We start from the raw sequence: 23,207 nt of genomic DNA, 5'->3' as shown, positions 1-23,207 counted from the left end.
TCCAAAATTAACCCGCAAACGATTGCGATACCACCATCCATGGATACCGAAGCGGGGCAGCTTATGCCCCACAAATCAAACTGCCGCTCTGGTTTTGAACTAGTTACCGCGCCGCTTGAGTAAACGGTATACAGCGAGAAAGATTATCGCACCAATGGTCGCTGTTATTATGTCGCCAAATCCGAAACCGGTCACGGGTCCGCCGAAACCAATTAAGGCACCGAGCCAGCCTCCGATAAACGCACCGATAATGCCGATGACCATAGTCACTATCCAGCCACCAGGGTCTTTGCCTGGCATGATCCACTTGGCCAATGCGCCGGCAATAAGTCCGAGAATGATCCAGGATAGAACTCCCATGACGTTTCTCCGTTCGGTATGCCCCCATAAGATATAGCAAAATTTTGCGCCTCAATCCCCTATCGACGTCCACAATTGGTAAATTTTTCCAACTTTCAGTCTCCAGGCAGAAGGCTAGGGGCAGGGTGAGACACAGTATTGGCGAGCAGCTATTATTTATGAATAATAGCTATCACCTGAGACCATTTAATTGTCTTTACCATGACCCTCAATGAATTGCGTTATATAGTCACCCTCGCCCAGGAACAGCATTTCGGCCGTGCCGCCGAGCGCTGTTTCGTGAGCCAGCCGACCCTGTCCATTGCAGTGAAAAAACTGGAAAAGGAATTGGGTGTTGCGCTGTTTGAGCGCTCCAAGACCCGGGTACAGGCGACACCACTAGGAGAGCGAATTGTCGCCCAGGCCCAACTTGTGCTCGAACAGTCTGCGGCAATCAAAGATATCGCCAGCGCCGGTAAGGACCAGCTTTCCAGCCCTCTCTCTGTCGGAGCAATCTTTACCATTGGCCCCTACTTGTTCCCACACTTCATTCCCCAGTTGCAACACCTGGCCCCAGATATGCCTCTGTATGTGGAGGAGGGGTATACTGCCACTCTGCGCCAGCGTTTACGCAAAGGCGAACTCGACGCAATTATTATCGCGCTGCCGTTTACCGAGCCTGATGTCGTGACACAGCCCCTCTACGATGAACCTTTTGTGGTGCTGATGCCATCCGGTCACCCTCTCACCCAGTTTGAGACTATCGACCCGGAACAATTGACTGGTGACAATGTACTTTTACTAGGTGAGGGACACTGTTTCCGCGATCAGGTACTAGAGGCCTGCCCACACCTCCAGTTGACCATGGAAAAAGATAACGGTGGCGGCATCCGCACCGCCGCCGATGGAAGCTCATTGGAAACCTTGCGCCATATGGTGGCTTCGGGGCTGGGCATCACGGTACTGCCCCTGTCTGCAGCTACAGCTTCACAATATGCGAGCGGCCTGCTGGAGACCCGCCCATTTGTTGCACCGGGGCCTCGTCGCACCGTCGCCCTGGCCTGGCGCGCCAGCTTCCCACGCCACCGCGCCATTGATATCCTGCGAGAGGCTATCAGCCAGTGTCACCTGATCGAGCCCTAACCAGCCTCTCAGAACAACCTATTACCGCTCTCAAGGGGGTAGGGGATAAGTTTGCCCAGGTGCTGGCCAAACTGCATATTTACTCCTTGCAGGACCTACTGTTCCACCTGCCACTGCGCTATCAGGACCGCACCCGCATAGTGCCGGTTGCGGGGCTCACCGCTGGTATGGATGCAGTCATCGAAGGTGAGGTAACAGCAGCTGATATCGTCTTCGGCCGGCGGCGCAGCCTGGTTGTGAAATTGCAGGATATGAGTGGCAGTATCACACTGCGCTTTTTCCATTTTTCTGCAGCACAGAAAAACCGCTTTGCCCGCGGCGTACGCCTGCGCTGCTTCGGCGAGGCCCGTCGCGGCGCTGCTGGGCTAGAACTCTACCACCCGGAAACCGAGGTTGTTGGCAGCGAGAATTCTGCCACAGAAGAAACCCTCACCCCGGTTTATCCATTGACCGAGGGTGTTAGCCAGGGACGCATGCGCGGGCTGATGCAGCAAGCCGTGATGCTCTTGAGAAGTGGGGCCGTCACCGAGTTACTCCCCACAGAGTTATTACCCAAGGCACTGCGTTACCCTTTGAGGGATGCCCTGATTTACCTGCATTCACCTCCTGCTGGTACCCAGCTGGAGCAGCTCGGCGCTGGTATACACCCTGCACAGCAACGCTTGGCGTTGGAGGAATTACTCGCTCATCACTTAAGCCTGTTGGAGCTGCGGCGTAATAGCACCAGAGTTGCAGCTCCGCCGCTATCTGTAAATGAGTCCCTGGAGAGGGATTTTCTCTCGCGTTTACCATTTTCACTCACCGGCGCACAGCAGCGGGTATGCGGGGAAATCGCCGAGGATCTCGCCCGGGACGCCCCTATGATGCGCCTGCTGCAGGGGGATGTCGGTGCAGGCAAGACTCTGGTGGCGGCCATGGCAGCACTAAAGGGCATAGGCGTCGGCGCCCAGGTGGCCGTAATGGCACCCACTGAAATCCTCGCGGAACAGCACAGGATTAACTTCTGCAACTGGCTCGACCCTCTCGGCGTACAAGTTGCCCAGCTCACCGGCAGCCTGAAAGCCGCTGAGCGACGCGAGCAGCTGGCTAAAGTAGCCAGTGGTGATGCCCAACTGGTGGTGGGAACTCATGCACTTTTCCAAGCGGAAGTGGTTTTCCACAACCTGGTTCTGGTTATTATCGATGAGCAGCACCGCTTCGGCGTACGCCAGCGCTTGGAGCTTCGTGAAAAGGGCGCAGCCAGCGGTGCCACTGGCCGGCTGCAACCGCACCAATTGATCATGACTGCGACTCCAATTCCTCGCACCTTGGCTATGTCGGCCTTTGCCGACTTGGATTGTTCCGTCATTGATGAATTGCCGCCGGGGCGGCAACCCATAAACACGGTAGCTATTTCCAATGATCGCCGAGACCAGGTAATGGAGCGCGTGCACAGCGCCATTGCCGAAGGCCGTCAGGCCTACTGGGTCTGCACCCTGATTGAAGAGTCCGAGAGCCTGCAAGCTCAGGCAGCAGAGTCCACTGCACAGGAGCTGGCGGAAACGCTGGATGGAGTACGCGTGGCCCTGGTGCACGGTCGTCTCAAGCCAGAGCAAAAAGAGCAGGTGATGAGCGCTTTTAAGGCGGGTGAAGTGGACCTGCTGGTAGCGACCACTGTGATTGAGGTGGGGGTGGATGTGCCCAATGCCAGCCTTATGATTATCGAAAACCCTGAGCGGCTCGGTCTGGCCCAGCTGCACCAGCTGCGCGGTCGCGTGGGACGCGGCTCCATCGCCAGTCATTGTGTGCTGCTCTACGGTACTCCTTTATCGCAAAATGGGCGTGCACGCCTACAGGCACTGCGTCAACATAGCGATGGCTTTGCTATTGCGGAGGAAGACCTGCGACTGCGTGGCCCCGGGGAGATTCTCGGCACACGCCAGACCGGTGAAATCCAGCACCGCATCGCCGATTTGCAGAGAGATGCCGAACTGTTACCCCAGGTGCAGAGGATCGCTGCATCCCCAACGCTAAATCAGGAAATGCGATGCCAGCTGATAAAACGCTGGCTGCAAAACAAGCCCCGTTTTGCCGAGGCTTGATGAAAGGCGCCTCAGTGGGCGCCAACAGTATTTTGATTATCGTTGATGCTTACACTCTTGTAGTTGGCATCGTAGTAAGTCTCTTCATCGAGAGCCCCTTCGCTCTTCGCCACCACACTACTTACCACCGCATCACCGGTAATATTCACCGCAGTACGCACCATATCCAGCAGACGATCGACACCGATCACAATAGCAATGCCTTCTAGCGGCAGACCCACCTGCTGCAGCACCATACCGAGCATAATCAGACCCACACCGGGTACACCGGCAGTGCCAATAGAGGCCAGGGTGGCAGTAAGAATCACTGTAAGATAACCGGTCAGGCCAATCTCCACACCGAAGAACTGGGCAATAAAGACCGTAGCCACCCCCTGCATAATCGCAGTGCCGTCCATATTGATAGTGGCACCCAAGGGAATAGTGAAAGCGGCAACCTTGTTATCTACGCCCAGGCGTTTCTCCACTGTAGATAGGGTCACAGGAATAGTGGCTGCGGAGGAGGCAGTACTGAAAGCGAAGACCATGGTGGACCACATTTTCTTGAGTAACTCCAACGGATTGAGGCCACTCAACATCTTCAAAAGCAGCGAGTAAGTCCCCAAGGCATGTAGCAGCAGGGCACCTAGTACAACCAGGAAGTACTTGCCTAACTGCAAGAGCCCTCCAAACCCCAAGTCAGCAAAAGTTTTTGCCAAAAGGGCAAAAACTCCATAGGGGGCAAACACCATCAGCACACCCACCATGCGCAATACGACAGCATTCATATCATTAAAGAAAGCAGCGATGCGCTGGCCCGGCTCGCCACAGCGGGAAATCGCATAGCCCATCAGCAGGGCGAACACGATAATCTGCAGCATATTACCTTCAGCCATTGCGGCTACTGGGTTAGTGGGGAAAATATTTACCAGCACTTCGGAAAGGGGTGGGGATTCCTTTGGCTGATAAGCCGCGGTGGCCTCTGCCGCGGTTTCACTCACACCGACCCCAGGCTGGAATATCAGTGCCAAACAAAGGGCCAGAGTAATAGCGATGGCTGTGGTCAGCATATAGAGCAGAACAGTTTTACCCGCCAATGGGCCAATACGGCTGCCTTCCGATAAAGCACAGGCACCACTAATCAGGGAAACCAGCACCAGCGGCACCACCATCAGCTTCAGTGAGGCAATAAATATACGGCCGATGATGTCAAAAAGACCCTCGGTCAGGTAAAGGTTAATGGCGCTGGTAACACCCTCGCCGAGCAGCTGGCTCATATTCAGGAAATTGAACAGGCACCCCAAAAGAATGCCCGCAATCATCCCCACAAGAATTTTGGTCGTAAGCCCCATAACAAGCTTCTCTTTATGGATTCGTTATAGATTCGTTGTTTTCGTCAAAGAGGGCACTATATCCACTGGCGACTCAGGGAGCAAAAATGCAACAGGGTGAGGCCAGCCGCCAACAGCCGAGGTACAATGCCATTTTTCCAGACTGCGGAGTTATCGTTGCACCAATCCCCATTTGTACCCACCGGCGATTGGCGTGGGCAGCCCCTAGAGCCAACACTCCCAGAGCCTCCCGAGTCACTGTTGCCCTGGCTGGAATATTCGGGCTCGCTGACGGCGGCTTTGAAGCAGCAGAGCGGCGAGGATTTTCGTGTACAGGTCCTCTTCCAGGGCTGGCAAACACCCCTTGCTGAGGAGTGTCGCGCACTAAAACTGCGTGCGCACAGTCGCGCCCTGGTGCGGGAGGTTTTACTGTATGGCTGCGGCCAGCCCTGGGTATACGCCCGCAGCGTATTGCCGATGCGCAGCCTACAAGGCAAGTCCCGCAATTTGCGCAGCCTGGACGACCGCCCATTAGGGGAGTTACTTTTCAGCGAGCCAGGTATTCGCCGTGGTGATATTCAATTTAATCGCCTGCAGCGAAATCCGAATTTCCAGCTGGAGACCCTGTGCAATGAGAATAAGAACGCCTGGGGTCGCCGCTCTACTTTCTGGCTTCGGGACAAGCCCCTGCTGGTAGCAGAGACATTTCTCTCAAGTTTCCAGCCAGAGACCTCACCTTTAGCCGCCGCAGTCACTAACTAGATACTGGGAGAGTCCACCGTGATCAGCCAACAGATTGCCACCCGCTGGCCCGCAATCATGCCCTACTGGCAGCTGGCTCGCATGGATAAACCCATCGGCTCTCTGTTGCTGTTATGGCCCACTTGGGCAGCACTATGGCTGGCTGCGGATGGCTGGCCGGGACTGCACCTGTTCTCCGTATTCACACTTGGAGTGATCCTGATGCGTGCAGCCGGTTGTGCAGTAAACGATTTTGCTGATCGTGAGATCGACGGCAAAGTAAAACGCACTGCTGAACGCCCCCTGGCTACTGGCAGTATCACTCCAAAAGAAGCACTTGGACTTTTTGCCGGACTCAGCCTGTTGGCCTTCGCGCTGGTACTGACAACCAACCAACTGACTATTCTTCTTTCCTTACCCGCTCTGGCACTAGCTTTCTGCTATCCCTTTGCCAAGCGTCACACCCATCTGCCCCAAGTGGTACTGGGTGCTGCCTTCAGCATGGGCATTCCCATGGCCTTCGCCGCAGTAACTGGCAAAGTCCCACCACAAGTCTGGCTCCTCTATGTTGCCAACTTGCTGTGGACCCTGTGTTACGACACTTTCTACGCCATGGTGGACCGGGATGACGATCTGAAGATTGGGGTTAAATCCACAGCAATCCTTTTTGGAGAGATGGACAAAGTCATGACTGCCGCCCTGCAGCTACTGGTATTGATGGCACTGCTGCTCATCGGCCAACGCTTTAGCCTCGGGGGCATTTACTACGTTTCCCTTATCGTTGTGGCCTCATTGTTTGCCTACCAGCAATGGCTGGTTCGCGAACGGGGGAGAGAAGCCTGTTTTCGTGCGTTTCTCAACAACAATTGGGTAGGGTTGGCGTTATTTACCGGAATTTTTCTGCATTATCTGTTTAATTAACTGCTGACTGGGAACCGGACAGCAGCCGTCATATATTTGTCATATTAATCTCGTTTAATCCCCAGCCATAACCGGGAAAACCTGGAAGCTGAGCGGGAATGGCAGGCAAATGCACAGTAAAACGATTCTGATTGTCGATGACGAGGCCGCAGTACGCGACATGCTGCGGATAGCGCTGGAGATGGCAGATTACCGCTGCCTCGAAGCCGAGAACGCCCAGGAGGCCCACGCCCTGATTATCGATGAAAAGCCGGACCTGATCCTGCTCGACTGGATGCTGCCGGATGTCTCCGGTGTCGAGCTGGCCAGGCGCCTCAAGCGCGATGAACTGACCGCTTCAGTGCCCATCATCATGCTCACGGCAAAAGGCGAAGAAGATAATAAAATCAAGGGGTTAGAGACAGGCGCCGACGACTATATCACTAAGCCCTTCTCCCCCCGCGAACTGGTTGCACGCCTCAAGGCTGTGTTGCGGCGCGCAGGGCCGGCCACACCGGAAGACCCATTGAGTGCCGGCAACCTGGTGCTGGACCCTCTCAGTCACAGGGTGACTATCAAGGGACAACCTGTAGATATGGGCCCCACCGAATTTCGCCTGCTGACCTTTTTCCTATCGCACCAAGAGCGAGCCTACACACGTACCCAATTGCTGGACCATGTCTGGGGCGGCAACGTATATGTGGAAGAGCGCACTGTGGACGTGCATATCCGTCGCCTGCGCAAAGCCCTGACAGTGGATGGTCATGACCGATATATCCAGACAGTACGCGGAACAGGCTATCGATTTTCTGTGCAAACTGTCGAAAAAGTGTGACAATCCCCACAGATCGGCACTGACTTCCACGGGAACCAATGGTCACACTTCAGAACTATGGGTTTCCAAGATGTATTGACCGTGAAGGGCTTCCAGGCAGAGCCCTTTCGCGTCCGTCAGGTAACACGGCAACGCTATGTTGGATCGCAGTATTGGCGAGTTTTCGCGTTTTGTAATTATCGCTCTGGGCTGCACCATTCTCGGTTTCACCTCAGGCAACTGGTCGCTCGCCCTAATTGCGGGCCTGGCCGCCTACCTTCTATCTGTATTGTGGCAACAACAGCGCTTCAACCGCTGGCTGGCCAATGGCCGGCGCGGACCCGCTCCCACCTCTTTCGGTATCTGGGGCGAAATCTACGATGACTTCTATCGTATGCAACGCCGTCATCGCCGTGAGAAACAAAAGCTGCACGCTATGTTGCGGCGGGTACAGGACAGTACCAGCGCTCTGCGTGAGGGCATAGTTGCTCTCGAGAATGGCGACCATTTGGCTTGGTGGAACCCCGCTGCCGGTGAGCTACTCGGCCTGCAGGCCAGTGACAGCGGACAATCCCTGGTCAATTTTGTCCGTGACCCCAACTTTGTCAGCTACATGCACAGCGAGGATACCGACTCGCGCGAGCCTCTGACCCTTCCCGCCCCAGGCAATGAAGCACTGCACCTGCAGCTGGAGGTTACCCGCTATGGAAAAGATGAGGCACTGGTTATCGTTCGCGATATCACCCGCTTGCACAACCTGGAGCAGATGCGCCGCGATTTTGTTGCCAATGTCTCCCACGAACTACGCACCCCACTGACAGTCATTGCCGGCTACCTGGAAACCCTGCAAGGCAGTGATATGGCACCACCCGCATGGCAGCGTCCACTGGCACAGATGGAGGAGCAGGCCGCACGCATGACCACACTGGTCAACGACCTGTTGCTTCTGGCACGCCTGGAGACCTCTGAGCGCACTGGCGGCGACATGCTGATAGATGTGCAGGAACTGATGGAGCGAGTAGCGCGGGAAGCACGCAGCTTTAGTGGTGGTCGCCACCAGATAGAGGTGGAAAACGAAATCCCCAGCTGCATTCGCGGTGATGCTAGCGAGCTACACAGCGCCTTTGCCAACTTGGTGCTGAATGCGGTGAAGTACAGCCCTGATGAAGGGGCCATCAAGCTTCGCTGGTGGCAGGACAACCGGGGCGGTCACTTCAGTGTGGAGGACCGAGGCATAGGTATTGACCCTTTACATATCCCGCGCCTTACTGAACGCTTTTATCGGGTCGACCCCGGTCGCTCGCGAGACAGCGGCGGCACAGGCCTGGGACTGGCTATCGTGAAGCACGTTCTGATACGCCACGGCGGTGAAATGAGTGTTGAAAGTACTCCCACACAAGGCAGCACTTTCACTTTGCACTTCCCTGTCAAAAAAGTGGTTAGCAAAGTAGAGCAAGGTCCTGAGGTGACAGTGGGCGCTTAAACACCGCCCCACTCCTTACCCAGATAAAGCCGGGGTTAATCAAACTCCTCCAGCCTTACCTTTTCACCATTTTTTGTATAGGTGCTCTCGTCCTCATCATTAACCGGTGTACTCTCCCTGCTCAGGATCAGGTGGTGCAATTGCAAATCCCCATCACGCAGCAACAGGTGCTCATTGCCCTCATCGTCCGTAGGCAGGGGCCGGGAACCCAGTAAAGCATCGCGCAAGGCGCGCAGGCGAGGCACATCCTTATAGCGGTTCAGGTCATTAGAAAGGCGCGTCTTCATACGCTCACTTTCGTGCAGGGCAGCAGCAGTCTCACGATACTTGGCAAAAAAATACACAGCGCCAATTGCAAAGGCCACAATTACCGTTACTTCAAACCACGCAGGCATACTTACTCCTTATTATCGTTTTTACGCCAGACAACCAGTTGATTATTGGCTGGCAGGAAACTTAGCTCTTCGCGCCGCATATCCGCATCTGCAGCGAGCTGATCCAACCATTCCAGGTCACGGATACCACTGGCTGGGTTGCGCTCCTTGAGCCAGAGATCAAAATCGGCATTGCTTGGCCCGATAAAAGCCCCATCAATTTTCACAGGACCGTAGACAACCAGCTGACCACCGGACTCCAAGACCGAGGGGAGCTTGTGGAAAAAGCGCTCTACCGATTCTCTCGACATGATATGCAGGGTATTGGCGGTAAAGACCACGTCTGCACTGAGCTCTGGCCAGTCGCTATCGACATCCAAGGCAAGAGGCTTTAGCAGGTTTTGCGCGGGCTGCTTCTCCAACCAGGCGCAAACTCCCGGTAACATCTCCGCACGTTCAGAAGTCTGCCAGGTTAATTGGGGCAACTGAGGAGCAAAGTAGACCGCATGCTGCCCGGTACCACTTCCAACTTCCAGCACTTGCCGGCTATCAGCCAGCAGGCGTCGTAATTGTTCAAGGATGGGATCACGGTTACGCGCGCAGGAGGGAGCATCCGGTAGGGCCTGCTCGCTCATTGCGCTTCGTCCCGGGTAAATACCCAATCGTGTTCACTGGACATTTCAGGGCTGTATTCATACCCCCCGACATCAAAGCCCTTCAGCTCTTCTGCCTTTTTTACCCGCTGGTCGATAGCCCAACGACTCATCATGCCCCGCGCCTTCTTAGCGAAGAAACTGATCATTTTGTACTGGCCATTTTTCAGGTCCTTGAAGTGTGGGGTAATCACTTCGGCATCGAGCGCCCTGGGTCTGATCGACTTGAAGTACTCGTTTGAGGCCAAGTTAACTAACTCACGGCTCTTGAGGCTATGCAACTGCTCATTGAGAGCCCCGGTGGTTTTCTCTCCCCAAAATTCATACAGGTTCTTACCACGGGAATTCTCAAACTTGGTGCCCATCTCCAAACGGTAAGGCTGCATCAAGTCCAGTGGGCGCAGGATACCGTAGAGCCCCGACAACATACGCAGATGTTTTTGCGCATAGCTGAAATCGCGCTTGCCCATAGACTCTGCATCAAGACCGGTATAAACATCGCCTTTAAAAGCGAGCAGCGCCGCTCGTGCATTCGTAGCAGTAAAAGGCCGCTTCCAGGATTGGAACCGATCGTAATTCAGGATGCCCAGCTTATCGGAAATTTTCATCAGGCTGGAAATCTGCTGCGGGCTGAGTTTACGCAGCTCTTTGATCAATGCTGCAGACTCCTTGAGAAACTCCGGCTGGGTGGTTTCCAATTCGGGAATTTCACTCTCATAATCCAGCGTTTTCGCGGGAGAAATCACTATTAACATCGGATACCTTACTTTCCTCTGCCTAACCATCGCTGTTAGCGACGTTCCAAACCAATTGCGAATCTAGGGCATACCTGAAATTTTGCCCGGCTCTCTTAGCATAATGCGGCAGTAAATATTGCTACTACCCTTGATTTACCCCGGCCGTGACTATTCTGGCTTTAGAATATCCTGCCACCAATTCAAGGGGGTCTGGCCATCCTTGGGATCATACACGTTGCCGTAATACCAGACACTGTTGGCCCCATCGCAGACACTATTCAGGATCTTTTCAATTTTTTCGAACCCGCAGCTGACATGAATGCTGTATACCAGCATACGCGGAACTTCCAGATCCAATTCGCCTCCAAGTTTTTCCAATTGGGGGGTTAATTTATCCGAAAGCTCTGCGCTATCACCGCGACAAAATACTCGGATTGACAAATTACCAGAGCGTTTTACCAGCTCAAACTGCTGGGTATCTTTATCTACCTTGATACTATCGCCGCTGGCGATGCCCTTTATAAAAGCGGGGGAACGTACCAGCTGACAGCTACTGTCTTCATTAATACGCACCTGCAGGCGTTCTACCACCGGCTCGCCATCAGGGTTCGTGCCCGCAAACAACTCGATTACCTGTAGTGCTGTCATAACCTCTATTCCCGGACTGTGTACAATGGGTGATCGCTAAATACTCAGCATTATACAGGGAGGCAGGCAATGATCTCGCGCAACCAGACTTTCTTCGCGACTGCGGCATTTGTAACAACCTCAATTCTCAGTGGTTGCGTTGTCAACCCCGTAACCGGAGAACAACAATTCTCCCTGATCTCAACCCAGCAGGAACTGAGCCTGGGGCAGCAACAGTACCCTAAAAACCAGCAGCAACAAGGTGGGCAATACACCATAGACCCCAGCTTGCAGGATTATGTGAACAGGGTGGGACAAAAACTGGCTAGAGTTTCGGACCAGCCCCAACTGCCCTATGAGTTCGTCGTGCTCAACAATTCCGTGCCCAATGCCTGGGCCCTACCCGGCGGTAAAATCGCCGTTAACCGTGGCTTGCTGGTGCTGCTGGACGATGAAGCTGAGTTGGCCGCTGTGTTAGGGCACGAAATTGTTCACGCCGCTGCGCGGCATTCAGCTACAGCCATGTCCCAGCAACAGGTGCTGGGCGCAGGGCTTGCTGTCCTGGGCGCAGCGGCAAAAGACACCGCCTATGCAGACCTCATCTCTACCGGCAGCCAGCTTGGTGGCTCAGCCTATATCGCACGCTATGGTCGCGGCAATGAGCTGGAGTCTGATGAATACGGCATGAAATATATGGCTGCTGCCGGCTATGACCCCCAAGGAGCAGTTCGCCTGCAGCGTAAATTTGTTGAGCTCTCCAAGGGGCGCCAGACCAACGGACTGGAAGCACTATTTGCCAGCCATCCCCCATCACAATCCCGTGTTAACGCAAATATTGAGCACAGTAAATCACTGGCAAAAGGGGGCATTAGCAACCGTGGTGCCTACCAAAAAGCGATTAGCCAGCTTAAACGCGATGCCGATGCCTACAAAAATTATGATGAGGCATTGAAGGCAGCAGGTAACAAGCAATATGACAATGCCCTAAACCTCGTGCGTAAAGCGCAAAAACAACAGCCCAAGGAAGCAGCTTTCTTCGCACTGGAAGGTGACCTGCTTGCGCAAAAAAAACAGTACGCCAGCGCCCACAAAGCTTATGATCGTGCTGTACAAAAAAACCCAGCCCTATTTTCCCATTGGCTGAAACGTGGAATGGTCAGTGCACAACTTAAGGACTATACATCGGCTGAAAGAGACCTAAACCGCTCTCTTCGCTACCTGGATACGGCTTACGCACATTACTATCTGGGTGAAGTCTATGAGAAGCAAGGCAATGTACAAACTGCTTTTCAGCATTACCAGACTGCGTCTCAAGCAGGAGGAGAAATTGCATCGAAAGCTCAGGCAAGAATGCAGGGGCTGACAAATAGAGGATAGTTTAATTGTAATTTAAAATATCCGGCACTATAAAATCTATAAAAAGGGCTATCTCATATAGCCCTTTTTACTTTCTTTCACTCAGAATTGTACAGTCACACCTAGTTCAAATTTCTTTACATCCACATCTGGATTCAAGGCCTTTGCATAGATATCATTTCCAAAACTGGAATGCTTGAAAACATTCTCTAAAATAGTGCTATAAGAAGCGTCCACAGCTATATTACGATTAAAAAAGTGAGAAAACCCTAACTTGTAATCATTATTTCTATCGTAATCAATTCCAAATGAAGTATTCTGTGTAAAGTAGTAATCTGTGCCCACTTTCCAATAATTATCTCCACCATCTATATTGAGGTAGCTAAAATCTGCAGCTAAATATTTATTATCACCTAAACCTGCAAAATATTTAGAAGAAAACAGCTGCCAATCAAAAAGTTCATCAGCAACGAACCCAAACCCAATATAATCAGTACTATTTAGCTGATAATTGTAGCGCGCCTCAACATAAGTGTCGCCTTCAGTATTATATAACTTCATCAGAAAATTTGGAGTAAACAAGTATCCCAAAGCTATAGTATTGAAACTATTTTCTGTAAAATCTGTTAAGTTAGCGCTAACTAAAAAACCATTTTCAGCAAAATACTCACCAGCGAAAGCAAAGTTATCATTGTTCCAATCTCCAATATTTCGATGGTAATATGCCGCTGATATATTGCTAGATTTATTGATAAATTCAAATTCTTTTAGCGGGCCAAGAGTATCCTTCCCAGAAAAATAATAGGTTGTTTCCACAGAAAAATCATCGCCACTTCCACTGTCAAAATCTAGATTAGAATAGCCTGCAGTAGTAATTGATTTGTACTCTTCAGCTGAAGCAACAGCCGAGAAAAATACCAGTAAAAAAGCCGAAACCCTAAGTTTCATTTAAATCTCCTTCTTATTAGCTATTTTCAAATATATGGCGCCAAATAGGACTCCTCCTCCAGGAAAAAATTCAAATTAAAGTAAAAAATCCAATAATCAAATAAAATCAATTTTCTTGAGTGCCAAAAAGAGCTGAATTACACTTAGAATTCAAATAAGTTCCCATCGATAGCAAATAAATATTATGCAGCAACCCTAGCTGGGAAAATATTCAATTACCTTTTCAAGGTATAGATAAATACTGCAAACCAATAAGATTACTGAGCAAGTATAACGAAATATTCAAGCTTCATTTTAATAGCTTAAAACTTAAGACTGTTATCAACAAATTAATATCGAATACAAAAAATCTATGGATTTGGAGTCTTAATACAACTAATAAATTACTCGAAACTCTTATTGCAATTTGTAGCAGACTTTCATATTAACCTGGATAATGCATGTTGATAGTAAGGTAGCATTTAGAGGGATTTTAAATATTATCAGTTGATCGAAAATCTAGAAGGGTTAGTGCGGATAGATAGAATAATATAAATCCAGAAATAAAAGGGCTATCTTAGATAGCCCTTTTATGAGTCCAAATTATAGCTGCACAGTCAGCCCTAATTGGTATACATCGTAGTCAAAATCACTATCAGTATTGGAAACATAAGCCGCTTCAACAGCAAAATTCTGGTTGAAGAAATGGTTCACGCCCAGCTTATACTCATCGTTTTCATCGAATGAGAAACCGATGGAGGTACGCTGAGTAAAGAAGTACTCTGTACCTAAAGACCAATAATCGTCACCTTCATCATAGTTCGTATAAGTCAACTCTGCGGTTAGGTATTGCTCACCACCCAAGTGAGTGAAGTACTTGGAAGACAGTGAGCGAGTATCAAACTCTTCATCAACGAATAAATTAAAACCGATATAATCGGTAGAGTTTAATTGATGATTGTAACGAGCATTTAATGAAAATTCATTGTCGCTATCATCATCAACATGATTCAGGGTTACCAAAAAATCGGGAGAAAACAGATATCCAATTGACTGATAATCTACATTACTTTCCCAAAGGTCAATAATTCCTGCACCAATAACAAAGCCACTGGATGTAAAGTACTCACCACCTGCAGAGAAAGTATCGGAGTCAAAGCTTCCGATATTGTAATGAGAAAATCCTGCAGAAACGTTACTAACCTTATTGATGTATTCAAATTCTTTCAGTGGGCCGAGAGTTTCTTTACCACTAAAATAATAAGTTGTTCCAAAATCAAAACGGTCTGCATCAACGGAGCCGGACTCTATATCAGAGTAACTAGCTTTGGTAAATGAATTGTACTCCTCGGCAGTTGTAGTAGCCGCGAGAAGCATCAGGGGAAGAGCAGCGAGCTTGAATCTCATATCAAAATCCTTCGTTAACGTTGGGATCCAAATTGGGCAGCGGATTGTAACAAAAGTTTTTTAGTTCGCAACAACAGTAAATTACAAAAAGTCAGTTAACTATTTTTTTGCGGCAAGTTGAACAAAACAGATGGTTGAATTGACTGGAACAAAAAGATAAAAATGCTTGTAATACAGCGTAATAATTAACTAGAAAAACAAATCACAAAAAATAATATAATTTTATATTTTTTAATTTTCATCTTATCCACTGGCTTTATTCAGCTTGCATTCAGTTTGGAGTCACTAATATTAATCCAAGCTAAAATTAACAACCCATTGAGGGTCTTCAAATTCACCCAGTGAACGAATTTCGACGAAGGGAGCAACACTGCGAATGATTTTATCGATCTCCACAGAATGCTGCGTCTGCATTGCATCCCTATCTTCCTTACAATGCCAAGTGGCAACAGCAAGCAATTTTCTTGGATCATCAATTTTCCGGTGAAGTTCCGTCCCCATCGCGCCGGGATATTGCTGAATTAACCTGGACGCTCGTACCCAGGCTTCAGCATATTCCTCAGCACTGAATCCCTCTTTGATATGAACTTCGAAAATATATTTCATCGCTTCCTCTCAGGACGCCCAGGCTGGAAAAACCTGCAATAAAAAAAGGCCGCTTAATGCGACCTTTATAGCGGACTGGAAGTTCAAGACTTCCGCAAATTTTTTTCATGGCCGTGGCGAATATCCGCACCTTCCACCAAATAAACTACCTGCTCACAAATATTCTTCGCATGGTCGCCAATACGCTCCAGTGAACGCAGCGCCCAAAGCACGTTGATCACTCGCGAAATACTACGCGGGTCTTCCATCATATAAGTGACTAACTCGCGAACCGCGGTGCGGTAATCCATATCCACCTGCTCATCTTCCGCCAGCGTGCGCAGGGCTGACTCAACATCAAAACGGGTGTAGGCATCCAGGGCATCGTTGAGCATCTTGCGCACGGCATTGGCGATATGGCGTATTTCAGTATAACCGCGCGGCGAGGTGCCTTCATCGGTGAGGGCAATGGCCATTTTTGCAACCTTGCAGGCCTCATCGCCGATGCGCTCCAGATCACGAGCTATGCGAGTTACCGACATCACCATCCGTAAATCCGAGGCGGCGGGCTGGCGTTTAGCAATAATTAAAGTCGCGTGCTCGTCGAGTGCCATCTCGCTCTTGTCGATCTCCTCTTCGACACGCAAAACCTCCTCAGCCAGCTGACTATCAGCATTGGACAAGGCATCTACAGCATCGGCGACCTGACGGGCAACCATGCCGCCCATCTCCAACATCTCGGTCTTAATACCTTCCAGGTCCTCGTTGAACTGACGGGAGATATGCTGATCGAAGTGCATTTCCATAGTGTTCCCTCGGGGCGTGGCCAACTCAGCCGAAGCGGCCGGTGATATAGGCTTCGGTTAATTCGTGCTCAGGGTTGGTGAACACGGTTTCGGTATCGTTAACTTCGACAAGTCGACCCAGATGGAAGTAGGCCGTACGCTGACTGACGCGAGCGGCCTGCTGCATTGAGTGTGTAACGATGGCGATAGTGTAGTTCTCGCGCAGCTCATCAATCAGCTCTTCGATACGTGCGGTGGCGATGGGGTCCAGGGCCGAACAGGGCTCATCCATCAGAATAACTTCGGGGCTAACCGCAATAGCCCGGGCAATACACAAGCGCTGCTGCTGGCCACCGGAGAGTCCGGTACCCGGCTTATCCAGGCGATCCTTTACCTCATTCCATAGCCCGGCGCGGCGCAAGCTGCTCTCAACAATTTCATCCAGATCGGCGCGGCGGCTGGCGATCCCATGGATCTTGGGACCATAGGCCACGTTCTCATAGATGGACTTTGGAAAAGGGTTTGGTTTCTGGAATACCATGCCCACCCGAGCACGCAAGGGCACAACATCCACCTTGGGACCGTAAATAGGATCGCCATCCAGACTCAACTCTCCCTCAACACGACAACCTTCAATAGTGTCGTTCATACGGTTGAGGCAGCGCAGGAAAGTGGACTTACCACAACCGGAGGGGCCGATCATGGCCACCACTTGATTGCGGCCTATATCCAGGCTGACGGAGTGGATAGCCTGGGCCTCGCCGTAAAATACATTCACATTGCGCATGCGCAACTTGGCGGTATCACAGAACGGCTTGCCCACGGTTTTCCGGACTTCGGCGCTCGCTGCAATTTGCCCGCCAGTCAGTTCGGATTGCGCCGCCTCTGTGCGCCCCGCGGCATCCAGGGTCATGGTACTCATAAATAATCCCGCTTTCTGTTAATCCGCGCTGTGTTACCAGCGGCGCTCAAGTTTCTTGCGCAGTAATACCGCGCTGGCATTCATTACAATCAATACGCTCAGCAGCACCATAATTGCTGCCGAAGTGCGCTCGACAAAAGCGCGCTCAGGGCTGTCGGCCCACAGGAAGATCTGTACCGGTAGCACAGTGGCTGGATCCGTCACCCCGGCGGGCACATCGACAATAAAGGCGACCATACCAATCATCAACAGAGGTGCTGTTTCACCCAGAGCCTGGGCCATGCCGATAATCGCACCGGTAAGCATACCCGGCATTGCCAGTGGCAACACATGGTGGAAAACCACCTGCATACGCGAGGCACCCATCCCCATAGCCGCTTCACGAATAGAAGGCGGTACCGCTTTTAATGCCGCACGGCTGGAAATAATAATCGTCGGCAGTGTCATCAGGGTCAGCACCAAACCGCCGACTAACGGCGCCGAGCGAGGCAGCTCGAAGAAATTGATAAAAATCGCCAGCCCCAACAAACCAAATACGATAGAAGGTACCGCAGCAAGGTTATTAATATTCACTTCAATTAGGTCGGTCCAGCGGTTCTTCGGTGCATATTCTTCCAGGTAAATGGCGGCGGCTACGCCGATAGGGAAGGACAACGCCAGTGTCACCAGCAGAGTAAATAGCGACCCCATCAGCGCTGCCCGAATACCAGCCTGCTCTGGCTCACGGGAATCCCCATTGGTAAAGAAGGTGGTATTGAAACGTTTTTTCAGCTCACCACTATCCAACAGTTGCTCAATCCAGCCGGCTTTCTGCTCAGAGGTGCGACCACGAAAACCCTCCTTGGAATCCTTGAGGCTCTTAACAAAGGTGTCCACATCGTCATCAGCGGCGAACCAAACCTTCTCGCTCTTGCCAAGCAGCTCAGGGTCATCAGCCAGGCGGTCACGCAGAGTGAAAGGCGCGCCAGAAGAAACCAGGGTATATAGCTCGCGCTTTTCGCCACGGCTGGTCACCGAGGGAAAGCGCTCGCGCAATGCTTGGCGAATCACACCGGAGAAGTTGGCCCAGGCCAGGCTCTCATCATCGACTTTGTCGATGTCAAGTACCTGTGCGTCGTAGTGTATTTCCAGCTGGATAGCGGTCTGCATAAAAGCACCGCTACCCTTGCTGATAATATCGCTGAACAGAATTACAACTGCGAGTACCCCGAAGGCGATACTGGCAATGCCCAATCCGCGAAAGAGCTTTTCCTTGCGATGGCGGCTGGCGAGGCGCTTCTCAATACGCTCGCGAACCTGCGCCTGAGTCAGATTAGTCATACTGCTCCCGATATTTTTTCACTACGTGCAGGGCGATAAAGTTCAGCACCAATGTGGTAACAAACAGCATTAAGCCCAGGGCAAAGGCCGCCAGGGTTTTGGGGCTGTCAAACTCCTGGTCACCAACCAGCAGGGTCACAATCTGAACGGTAACAGTGGTCACAGACTCCAGCGGGTTGGCGGTTAAGTTAGCTGCGAGTCCCGCCGCCATCACCACGATCATGGTCTCACCAATTGCCCGTGACACCGCCAGCAGAACACCGCCGACAATTCCCGGCAAAGCCGCCGGGATGACCACTTTGCGCACGGTTTCAGAGTGGGTGGAGCCCAAGCCCAGGGCACCATCGCGCAATGATTGCGGCACCGCATTGATCACGTCGTCCGACAGTGAGGAGACAAACGGGATAATCATAATGCCCATCACCAGACCAGCAGCCAAGGCACTTTCACTGGAGGCCTCCAGGCCGACCGAGGTAGCCAGGTCACGAATAAAGGGCGCAACAGTCAGGGCGGCAAAGAAGCCGTATACCACTGTAGGTACACCGGCGAGAATCTCCAAAATAGGTTTGGCCACTGCACGGACACGTTTACTGGCATATTCCGCCAGGTAAATTGCCGCCATCAAACCAATCGGTACAGCGACAAACATGGCGATGGCAGAAACCATTAAGGTGCCGGTAAACAGGGGCACAGCACCGAAGGCACCACTGGAACCAACCTGGTCGGCACGCAGGGCCATCTGCGGGCTCCAGTGCAAACCGAACAGAAACTCGGTGACCGGAACCGACTGGAAGAAGCGCAGGGATTCAAATAGCACCGAGAATAGAATACCCACGGTGGTAAAAATGGCCGCGCAGGCACAGGCAATCAATATAGCCCGCAAGACCTTCTCAACTTTTTCTCTGGCGCGTAATTGTGGAGAGAAACGTAAAAGAGCAAAGGCCCCAAGACCCACGGCCAATATCAAGCTCATAAAGGCTTGCATATTATTGGAGCTGCTACGCAATTGGCTGAGGTGATCCGCCGCTTCTTGCAAACGTGGAGTGGCTTCCCCCAACATATGACCCGCAGCCAGATTTTGAATTTGGGCGTAGAGCAGATTCTGTCCTGAAATTGTCTCGGGTTTGTCGGCGACACTGTTCAGCACCATAGCCCGAATAATGGCATCGTCAAAAATCAGCCAGGCTCCTAGTAATATCAAAGCCGGCAAGCCACACCAAAGCGCGGCAAATATTCCGTAATAACTAGGCAGGGAAGCCAGATTTCGTAAGCCACCTAAGCTGCGTGCAGCGCTCAGTGCACGGCTAAAGCCGGTACCGTAGGCCACCAGTATCAACAGCAGCAGAAGGGCGAACAGTGTGGGGGTTTGCATTGATTTACCGTGCTAAAAAATGGTGGTCGGCATTATCCCGACATTTCCTTCAGATTCCACAGTGCTGTGGACAAAGAAAAGCCAAGCCCTCTCGGGCTTGGCCGTCAATTCCCTTTGACTGTACTACTCCAGGATATAGTTATTTTGCAGCGAGATTGCTCAGTGCATTCAGCTTGCGAACGTCAGTAGCAATTTGCTGACGCTTCTCTTGAGGCAACGGGATCATGCCTTTGTCTGTCAGGTAACCTTCATCACCCCAGGTGCGCTCATTGGTGAACTCGGCCAGGAATTGCTTGATGCCCGGTACTACGTCAGCATGCGCTTTCTTCACGTAGATAAACAGCGGGCGGGATACCGGGTAGCTCTGATCAGCAATAGAATCGAAAGTCGGGGCCTGACCTTCAATCAGTGAGCCCTGTACTTTGTCGGCATTCTGATCGAGGAAGCTGAAGCCGAAAATGCCCAGGGCATTCGGGTTGGCAACCAGCTTGTTCACGATCAGATTGTCGTTCTCACCAGCTTCTACATAAGCGCCATCTTCGCGCACGTTGTGACAAATCGCCTTGTAAGCGCTCTTGTCTTTTTTCTTCATGGCCTTGATCCAGCCAAACTTCTTACAGCCACCTTCCATCGCCAGCTCGGCAAAGGCATCGCGGGTACCGGAAGTGGGGGGCGGGCCCAGAACTTCAATTTTGGTATTGGGCAAAGCCGGGTTTACGTCTTTCCAGGTCTTGTAAGGGTTGGCCACCAGGGTCTCGGAACCGTTAGGGTTTGGTACTTCTTTAGCCAAAGCCAGGAAAATATCCTTGCGGGATAGCTCAAACGGAGCTGCTTTCTTTGCGTTGGCGAGTACGATGCCGTCGTAGCCGATCTGGACTTCCACAACATCAACGCCGTTGCCGCTACACATTTCCAGCTCGGACTGCTTGATACGACGGGATGCACCGGTGATATCTGCAGTGCTCTCGCCAACGCCCTGGCAGAATAACTTCATACCGCCGCCAGTTCCCGTGGATTCAACTACCGGGGTTTTGAACTGTGTAGCGCGGCTGAAGCGCTCTGCCACAGTAGTAGTAAAAGGATAAACGGTAGAGGAACCGACAACACTGATGTAGTCGCGAGCCGCCATAGCCACCTGAGAGGTGGCGAGGGTCAATGCCGCCAGGGAAGTGGCCAGAATTTGCTTGTTCATGTGGAACTCCGATGAGTGTTTTTTATTTCACGCGGCGATGCTAGGAACAACGGGTGACGATTCTATGAACAAAAGATGACAAAAAGATGACAGCTTGAAATATGGCTCGCTGGTGCATGGACTGCCAAAACGGTAACCTTCGTGCAACCAAGATAACAATAAGATGTAAAGAGAGAAGCCCCCATGCCTTTTCTGTTGCGTGGAGCCCGTGCATTGGAGAGTCTGTCCAGTCGCACCGGTCACCTGCTGGCCTGGTTTACCTGGGCCATGGTTTTACTGCAAAGCTGTGTCGTGGCACTACGCCATCTTTTCGATAGCGGCTCTATCACCCTACAGGAATCCGTAGTCTATCTGCACGGTGCTACCTTTATGCTCGGCCTGGCCTACGCCCTGCAAACTGATGCCCATGTGCGGGTAGACATCCTCTATAGGCGCATGGGGACCAGGGGCAAGGCCTGGGTTAACGCCGTAGGTTATCTCATCTTTTTATTACCAATTTGTACTTTTATGCTGATTAGCAGTTGGCAGTTTGTACTGAACAGCTGGTCAGTGCTTGAAGACAGCGCCAATGCCGGCGGCCTGCCAGGGGTATTCCTATTGAAGAGCCTGATCCCTCTTGCGGCAATTACCCTAGCCCTGGCCGGCGCAGCCCAGTTTATGCGCGCCCTCCTGCAACTGATGGAAACGCCAGCCCCGACAACCAAGGCCTCGGCCAAGCCCCGGTTACTAAGGCAAGCAGAGGAGGCTGAGGCATGATGGAGTTAATCCCCCTGCTGATGTTCGCCGCTGTCTGTGCAATGTTGATGTTCGGCTATCCGGTAGCCTTCACTCTTGGTGGAACAGCGCTAATCACCGCTGGCCTGGGTATTGTGTACGGCGTCTTTGATGCAGAATTGCTGCGCGCCTTTCCCGATCGCCTCTACGGCATTATGCAAAATGGCACCCTGGTGGCCGTGCCATTATTTGTGCTGATGGGTGTGATACTGGAGCGCGCCCGAATCGCCGAGGATTTACTGGTCAACCTAACCAAGGTATTTATGGGGGCGCGGGCAGGAATGGCCATTTCTGTAGTAGTGGTTGGTGCACTGCTCGCCGCCAGCACCGGAATAGTGGGTGCCACGGTAGTAACTATGGGTCTGATGTCCCTGCCCACCATGCTGAAACAGGGCTACTCTCCCAAGCTCGCCACCGGTACCATCTGTGCCACCGGTACCCTCGGGCAAATTATCCCTCCATCTATTGCGCTGGTATTACTGGGAGATACTCTCTCCAATGCCTACCAACAGGCACAGCTGTCTGCCGGAATCTTTAACCCCAAGCCCGTCAGCGTCGGTGACCTGTTTATCGGGGCAATTATCCCGGGCTTACTGCTGGTAGCCGCCTACATTATTTACCTGTTATTCATGGCCCGCCGCGAACCGGCGAAAGCTCCCTCCACCGAACAGGAGGCACTGGAAGTCTGGCCGTTGATTAGCAGCCTTTTTCCTCCTATTGCCCTGATGTTGGTGGTTTTGGGCTCCATTATTACCGGTGCAGCAACTCCCACAGAGGCCGCTGCAGTAGGTGCACTGGGCGCAGGTTTGTTGGCTTATAGCCGTGGTGCCCTGAATTGGGCACGAGCGGGGGAGGTTGGGCGAAGCACCCTACAAGTAACAGCGATGGTCTTCGCAATCCTAATCGGAGCCTCGCTGTTTTCTCTGGTCTTCCGCGGTTATGGCGGCGAAGAATTGGTAACCAGTATTTTTCACAGCCTGCCCGGTGGCGTAGTAGGGGCGACACTATTGGTAATGCTGGTGATTTTCTTACTTGGGTTTATTCTCGACTTTATCGAGATCACCTTTGTAGTGGTACCTATTGTAGGGCCAGTTTTATTAGCAATGGGAGTCGACCCGATTTGGCTCGGCATTATGATCGCCATTAACCTGCAAACTTCATTCCTGACACCACCGTTTGGTTTTGCCCTCTTTTATCTACGCGGTGTCGCACCCAGCTCAATAGCTACTTCCGCTATATACCGTGGTGTTGCGCCCTTTATTGGCATCCAGATTTTTTTACTTTGTCTATTGGCGCTCTGGCCAGCTCTGGCAACCTGGCTGCCAGGGATTATTCAAAAATAACAGGTACATACCCTATTTTTAC

23 protein-coding genes are annotated in these 23,207 nt (G+C 51.7%); 9 read left to right on the top strand and 14 right to left on the bottom strand.

What is annotated here, in order from left to right; translation table 11 throughout:
- Positions 1–99 precede the first annotated feature (99 nt).
- Positions 100–360: a GlsB/YeaQ/YmgE family stress response membrane protein gene (locus ACJJIP_RS21080; protein ID WP_020413961.1), complete on the bottom strand. Its 261-nt coding sequence runs from the start codon at positions 358–360 to the stop codon at positions 100–102.
- A 201-nt stretch (positions 361–561) separates the two neighbouring features.
- On the opposite strand from ACJJIP_RS21080, the gene ACJJIP_RS21075 reads away from it, so the two are divergent.
- Positions 562–1,482, top strand: a complete 921-nt coding sequence (locus ACJJIP_RS21075) for a hydrogen peroxide-inducible genes activator (RefSeq protein WP_020413960.1) — start codon at positions 562–564, stop codon at positions 1,480–1,482.
- On the top strand, positions 1,461–3,563 hold the full coding sequence (gene recG / locus ACJJIP_RS21070; protein ID WP_020413959.1) for an ATP-dependent DNA helicase RecG: 2,103 nt from the start codon (positions 1,461–1,463) through the stop codon (positions 3,561–3,563). Before ACJJIP_RS21075 ends, recG begins: the two co-directional genes overlap by 22 nt.
- 11 nt (positions 3,564–3,574) lie before the next feature.
- Here the strand turns inward: recG and ACJJIP_RS21065 are convergent, their stop codons facing one another.
- Entirely contained in the window at positions 3,575–4,894 is a 1,320-nt protein-coding gene (locus tag ACJJIP_RS21065) for a dicarboxylate/amino acid:cation symporter (protein ID WP_020413958.1), read from the bottom strand.
- Positions 4,895–5,050: 156 nt separating this feature from the next.
- On the opposite strand from ACJJIP_RS21065, the gene ACJJIP_RS21060 reads away from it, so the two are divergent.
- The 4 genes from ACJJIP_RS21060 (at position 5,051) to phoR (ending at position 8,811) form a co-directional block, all read left to right on the top strand.
- The gene (locus tag ACJJIP_RS21060; RefSeq protein ID WP_157533534.1) at positions 5,051–5,635 is read left to right on the top strand and encodes a chorismate--pyruvate lyase family protein; all 585 of its coding nucleotides are present in this window, start codon (positions 5,051–5,053) and stop codon (positions 5,633–5,635) included.
- A 57-nt stretch (positions 5,636–5,692) separates the two neighbouring features.
- On the top strand, positions 5,693–6,535 hold the full coding sequence (gene ubiA, locus ACJJIP_RS21055; RefSeq protein WP_444946943.1) for a 4-hydroxybenzoate octaprenyltransferase: 843 nt from the start codon (positions 5,693–5,695) through the stop codon (positions 6,533–6,535).
- 109 nt (positions 6,536–6,644) lie between these two features.
- Positions 6,645–7,349: a phosphate regulon transcriptional regulator PhoB gene (gene phoB, locus ACJJIP_RS21050; protein WP_020413955.1), complete on the top strand. Its 705-nt coding sequence runs from the start codon at positions 6,645–6,647 to the stop codon at positions 7,347–7,349.
- Between the two features lie 136 nt (positions 7,350–7,485).
- Positions 7,486–8,811 carry a phosphate regulon sensor histidine kinase PhoR gene (gene phoR / locus ACJJIP_RS21045; protein ID WP_020413954.1) on the top strand — a complete coding sequence of 442 codons (1,326 nt, stop codon included), beginning with the start codon at positions 7,486–7,488 and terminating at the stop codon, positions 8,809–8,811.
- Positions 8,812–8,846: 35 nt separating this feature from the next.
- Here the strand turns inward: phoR and ACJJIP_RS21040 are convergent, their stop codons facing one another.
- From ACJJIP_RS21040 to ACJJIP_RS21025, 4 genes are all read right to left on the bottom strand, one after another.
- Positions 8,847–9,206 carry a hypothetical protein gene (locus ACJJIP_RS21040; protein ID WP_020413953.1) on the bottom strand — a complete coding sequence of 120 codons (360 nt, stop codon included), beginning with the start codon at positions 9,204–9,206 and terminating at the stop codon, positions 8,847–8,849.
- Between the two features lie 2 nt (positions 9,207–9,208).
- Positions 9,209–9,820, bottom strand: coding sequence for a DUF938 domain-containing protein (locus ACJJIP_RS21035; RefSeq protein WP_020413952.1), 612 nt, complete (start codon positions 9,818–9,820; stop codon positions 9,209–9,211).
- A complete protein-coding gene (gene yaaA / locus ACJJIP_RS21030) occupies positions 9,817–10,593 on the bottom strand; it encodes a peroxide stress protein YaaA (RefSeq protein WP_282952076.1) in 777 nt (258 codons plus the stop codon). Before yaaA ends, ACJJIP_RS21035 begins: the two co-directional genes overlap by 4 nt.
- 150 nt (positions 10,594–10,743) lie before the next feature.
- Positions 10,744–11,223, bottom strand: coding sequence for a DUF4265 domain-containing protein (locus tag ACJJIP_RS21025; protein ID WP_020413950.1), 480 nt, complete (start codon positions 11,221–11,223; stop codon positions 10,744–10,746).
- Positions 11,224–11,292: 69 nt separating this feature from the next.
- On the opposite strand from ACJJIP_RS21025, the gene ACJJIP_RS21020 reads away from it, so the two are divergent.
- Positions 11,293–12,579: a M48 family metalloprotease gene (locus tag ACJJIP_RS21020; RefSeq protein WP_444945927.1), complete on the top strand. Its 1,287-nt coding sequence runs from the start codon at positions 11,293–11,295 to the stop codon at positions 12,577–12,579.
- 81 nt (positions 12,580–12,660) lie between these two features.
- Here ACJJIP_RS21020 and ACJJIP_RS21015 read toward each other — a convergent pair whose 3' ends face one another.
- From ACJJIP_RS21015 to ACJJIP_RS20980, 8 genes are all read right to left on the bottom strand, one after another.
- A complete protein-coding gene (locus tag ACJJIP_RS21015; RefSeq protein ID WP_444945926.1) occupies positions 12,661–13,506 on the bottom strand; it encodes a putative porin in 846 nt (281 codons plus the stop codon).
- A gap of 582 nt (positions 13,507–14,088) precedes the next feature.
- A complete protein-coding gene (locus ACJJIP_RS21010; protein WP_444945925.1) occupies positions 14,089–14,892 on the bottom strand; it encodes a putative porin in 804 nt (267 codons plus the stop codon).
- Between the two features lie 291 nt (positions 14,893–15,183).
- Positions 15,184–15,498 carry an antibiotic biosynthesis monooxygenase family protein gene (locus ACJJIP_RS21005; protein WP_020413946.1) on the bottom strand — a complete coding sequence of 105 codons (315 nt, stop codon included), beginning with the start codon at positions 15,496–15,498 and terminating at the stop codon, positions 15,184–15,186.
- A gap of 83 nt (positions 15,499–15,581) precedes the next feature.
- Positions 15,582–16,283 carry a phosphate signaling complex protein PhoU gene (phoU, locus tag ACJJIP_RS21000; RefSeq protein WP_020413945.1) on the bottom strand — a complete coding sequence of 234 codons (702 nt, stop codon included), beginning with the start codon at positions 16,281–16,283 and terminating at the stop codon, positions 15,582–15,584.
- Between the two features lie 25 nt (positions 16,284–16,308).
- Positions 16,309–17,184: a phosphate ABC transporter ATP-binding protein PstB gene (gene pstB / locus ACJJIP_RS20995; protein WP_020413944.1), complete on the bottom strand. Its 876-nt coding sequence runs from the start codon at positions 17,182–17,184 to the stop codon at positions 16,309–16,311.
- Positions 17,185–17,217: 33 nt separating this feature from the next.
- Complete coding sequence (pstA, locus tag ACJJIP_RS20990) at positions 17,218–18,504, bottom strand: phosphate ABC transporter permease PstA (protein WP_020413943.1); 1,287 nt, start codon at positions 18,502–18,504, stop codon at positions 17,218–17,220.
- Positions 18,497–19,876, bottom strand: coding sequence for a phosphate ABC transporter permease subunit PstC (gene pstC / locus ACJJIP_RS20985; protein ID WP_020413942.1), 1,380 nt, complete (start codon positions 19,874–19,876; stop codon positions 18,497–18,499). The genes pstA and pstC overlap by 8 nt, the downstream gene beginning before the upstream one ends.
- 139 nt (positions 19,877–20,015) lie before the next feature.
- On the bottom strand, positions 20,016–21,068 hold the full coding sequence (locus tag ACJJIP_RS20980) for a PstS family phosphate ABC transporter substrate-binding protein (protein WP_444945924.1): 1,053 nt from the start codon (positions 21,066–21,068) through the stop codon (positions 20,016–20,018).
- A gap of 183 nt (positions 21,069–21,251) precedes the next feature.
- Here ACJJIP_RS20980 and ACJJIP_RS20975 point away from each other — a divergent pair, with 183 nt between their 5' ends.
- Positions 21,252–21,824: a TRAP transporter small permease subunit gene (locus tag ACJJIP_RS20975; RefSeq protein ID WP_444945923.1), complete on the top strand. Its 573-nt coding sequence runs from the start codon at positions 21,252–21,254 to the stop codon at positions 21,822–21,824.
- Positions 21,821–23,185 (top strand): TRAP transporter large permease, encoded by a 1,365-nt coding sequence (locus tag ACJJIP_RS20970; RefSeq protein WP_020413939.1) that lies wholly within the window; start codon positions 21,821–21,823, stop codon positions 23,183–23,185. Before ACJJIP_RS20975 ends, ACJJIP_RS20970 begins: the two co-directional genes overlap by 4 nt.
- Positions 23,186–23,207: the final 22 nt, after the last annotated feature.

The organism is Microbulbifer variabilis (genome assembly GCF_052467165.1).
This window is presented reverse-complemented; position numbering and strand designations above follow the sequence as displayed.

What these genes read in the sequence shown, in the direction of transcription:
- ACJJIP_RS20980 (WP_444945924.1), bottom strand. Translation starts at nt 21,068, where the DNA reads ATGAACAAGCAAATTCTGGCCACTTCCCTGGCGGCATTGACCCTCGCC.
- ACJJIP_RS21010 (WP_444945925.1), bottom strand. Translation starts at nt 14,892, where the DNA reads ATGAGATTCAAGCTCGCTGCTCTTCCCCTGATGCTTCTCGCGGCTACT.
- yaaA (WP_282952076.1), bottom strand. Translation starts at nt 10,593, where the DNA reads ATGTTAATAGTGATTTCTCCCGCGAAAACGCTGGATTATGAGAGTGAA.
- ACJJIP_RS21025 (WP_020413950.1), bottom strand. Translation starts at nt 11,223, where the DNA reads ATGACAGCACTACAGGTAATCGAGTTGTTTGCGGGCACGAACCCTGAT.
- ACJJIP_RS20975 (WP_444945923.1), top strand. Translation starts at nt 21,252, where the DNA reads ATGCCTTTTCTGTTGCGTGGAGCCCGTGCATTGGAGAGTCTGTCCAGT.
- pstC (WP_020413942.1), bottom strand. Translation starts at nt 19,876, where the DNA reads ATGCAAACCCCCACACTGTTCGCCCTTCTGCTGCTGTTGATACTGGTG.
- ACJJIP_RS21065 (WP_020413958.1), bottom strand. Translation starts at nt 4,894, where the DNA reads ATGGGGCTTACGACCAAAATTCTTGTGGGGATGATTGCGGGCATTCTT.
- ACJJIP_RS21080 (WP_020413961.1), bottom strand. Translation starts at nt 360, where the DNA reads ATGGGAGTTCTATCCTGGATCATTCTCGGACTTATTGCCGGCGCATTG.
- ACJJIP_RS21075 (WP_020413960.1), top strand. Translation starts at nt 562, where the DNA reads ATGACCCTCAATGAATTGCGTTATATAGTCACCCTCGCCCAGGAACAG.
- pstA (WP_020413943.1), bottom strand. Translation starts at nt 18,504, where the DNA reads ATGACTAATCTGACTCAGGCGCAGGTTCGCGAGCGTATTGAGAAGCGC.
- ACJJIP_RS21020 (WP_444945927.1), top strand. Translation starts at nt 11,293, where the DNA reads ATGATCTCGCGCAACCAGACTTTCTTCGCGACTGCGGCATTTGTAACA.
- phoR (WP_020413954.1), top strand. Translation starts at nt 7,486, where the DNA reads ATGTTGGATCGCAGTATTGGCGAGTTTTCGCGTTTTGTAATTATCGCT.
- ACJJIP_RS21040 (WP_020413953.1), bottom strand. Translation starts at nt 9,206, where the DNA reads ATGCCTGCGTGGTTTGAAGTAACGGTAATTGTGGCCTTTGCAATTGGC.
- ACJJIP_RS20970 (WP_020413939.1), top strand. Translation starts at nt 21,821, where the DNA reads ATGATGGAGTTAATCCCCCTGCTGATGTTCGCCGCTGTCTGTGCAATG.
- phoU (WP_020413945.1), bottom strand. Translation starts at nt 16,283, where the DNA reads ATGGAAATGCACTTCGATCAGCATATCTCCCGTCAGTTCAACGAGGAC.
- ACJJIP_RS21005 (WP_020413946.1), bottom strand. Translation starts at nt 15,498, where the DNA reads ATGAAATATATTTTCGAAGTTCATATCAAAGAGGGATTCAGTGCTGAG.
- phoB (WP_020413955.1), top strand. Translation starts at nt 6,645, where the DNA reads ATGCACAGTAAAACGATTCTGATTGTCGATGACGAGGCCGCAGTACGC.
- ACJJIP_RS21035 (WP_020413952.1), bottom strand. Translation starts at nt 9,820, where the DNA reads ATGAGCGAGCAGGCCCTACCGGATGCTCCCTCCTGCGCGCGTAACCGT.
- pstB (WP_020413944.1), bottom strand. Translation starts at nt 17,184, where the DNA reads ATGAGTACCATGACCCTGGATGCCGCGGGGCGCACAGAGGCGGCGCAA.
- ACJJIP_RS21015 (WP_444945926.1), bottom strand. Translation starts at nt 13,506, where the DNA reads ATGAAACTTAGGGTTTCGGCTTTTTTACTGGTATTTTTCTCGGCTGTT.
- ubiA (WP_444946943.1), top strand. Translation starts at nt 5,693, where the DNA reads ATGCCCTACTGGCAGCTGGCTCGCATGGATAAACCCATCGGCTCTCTG.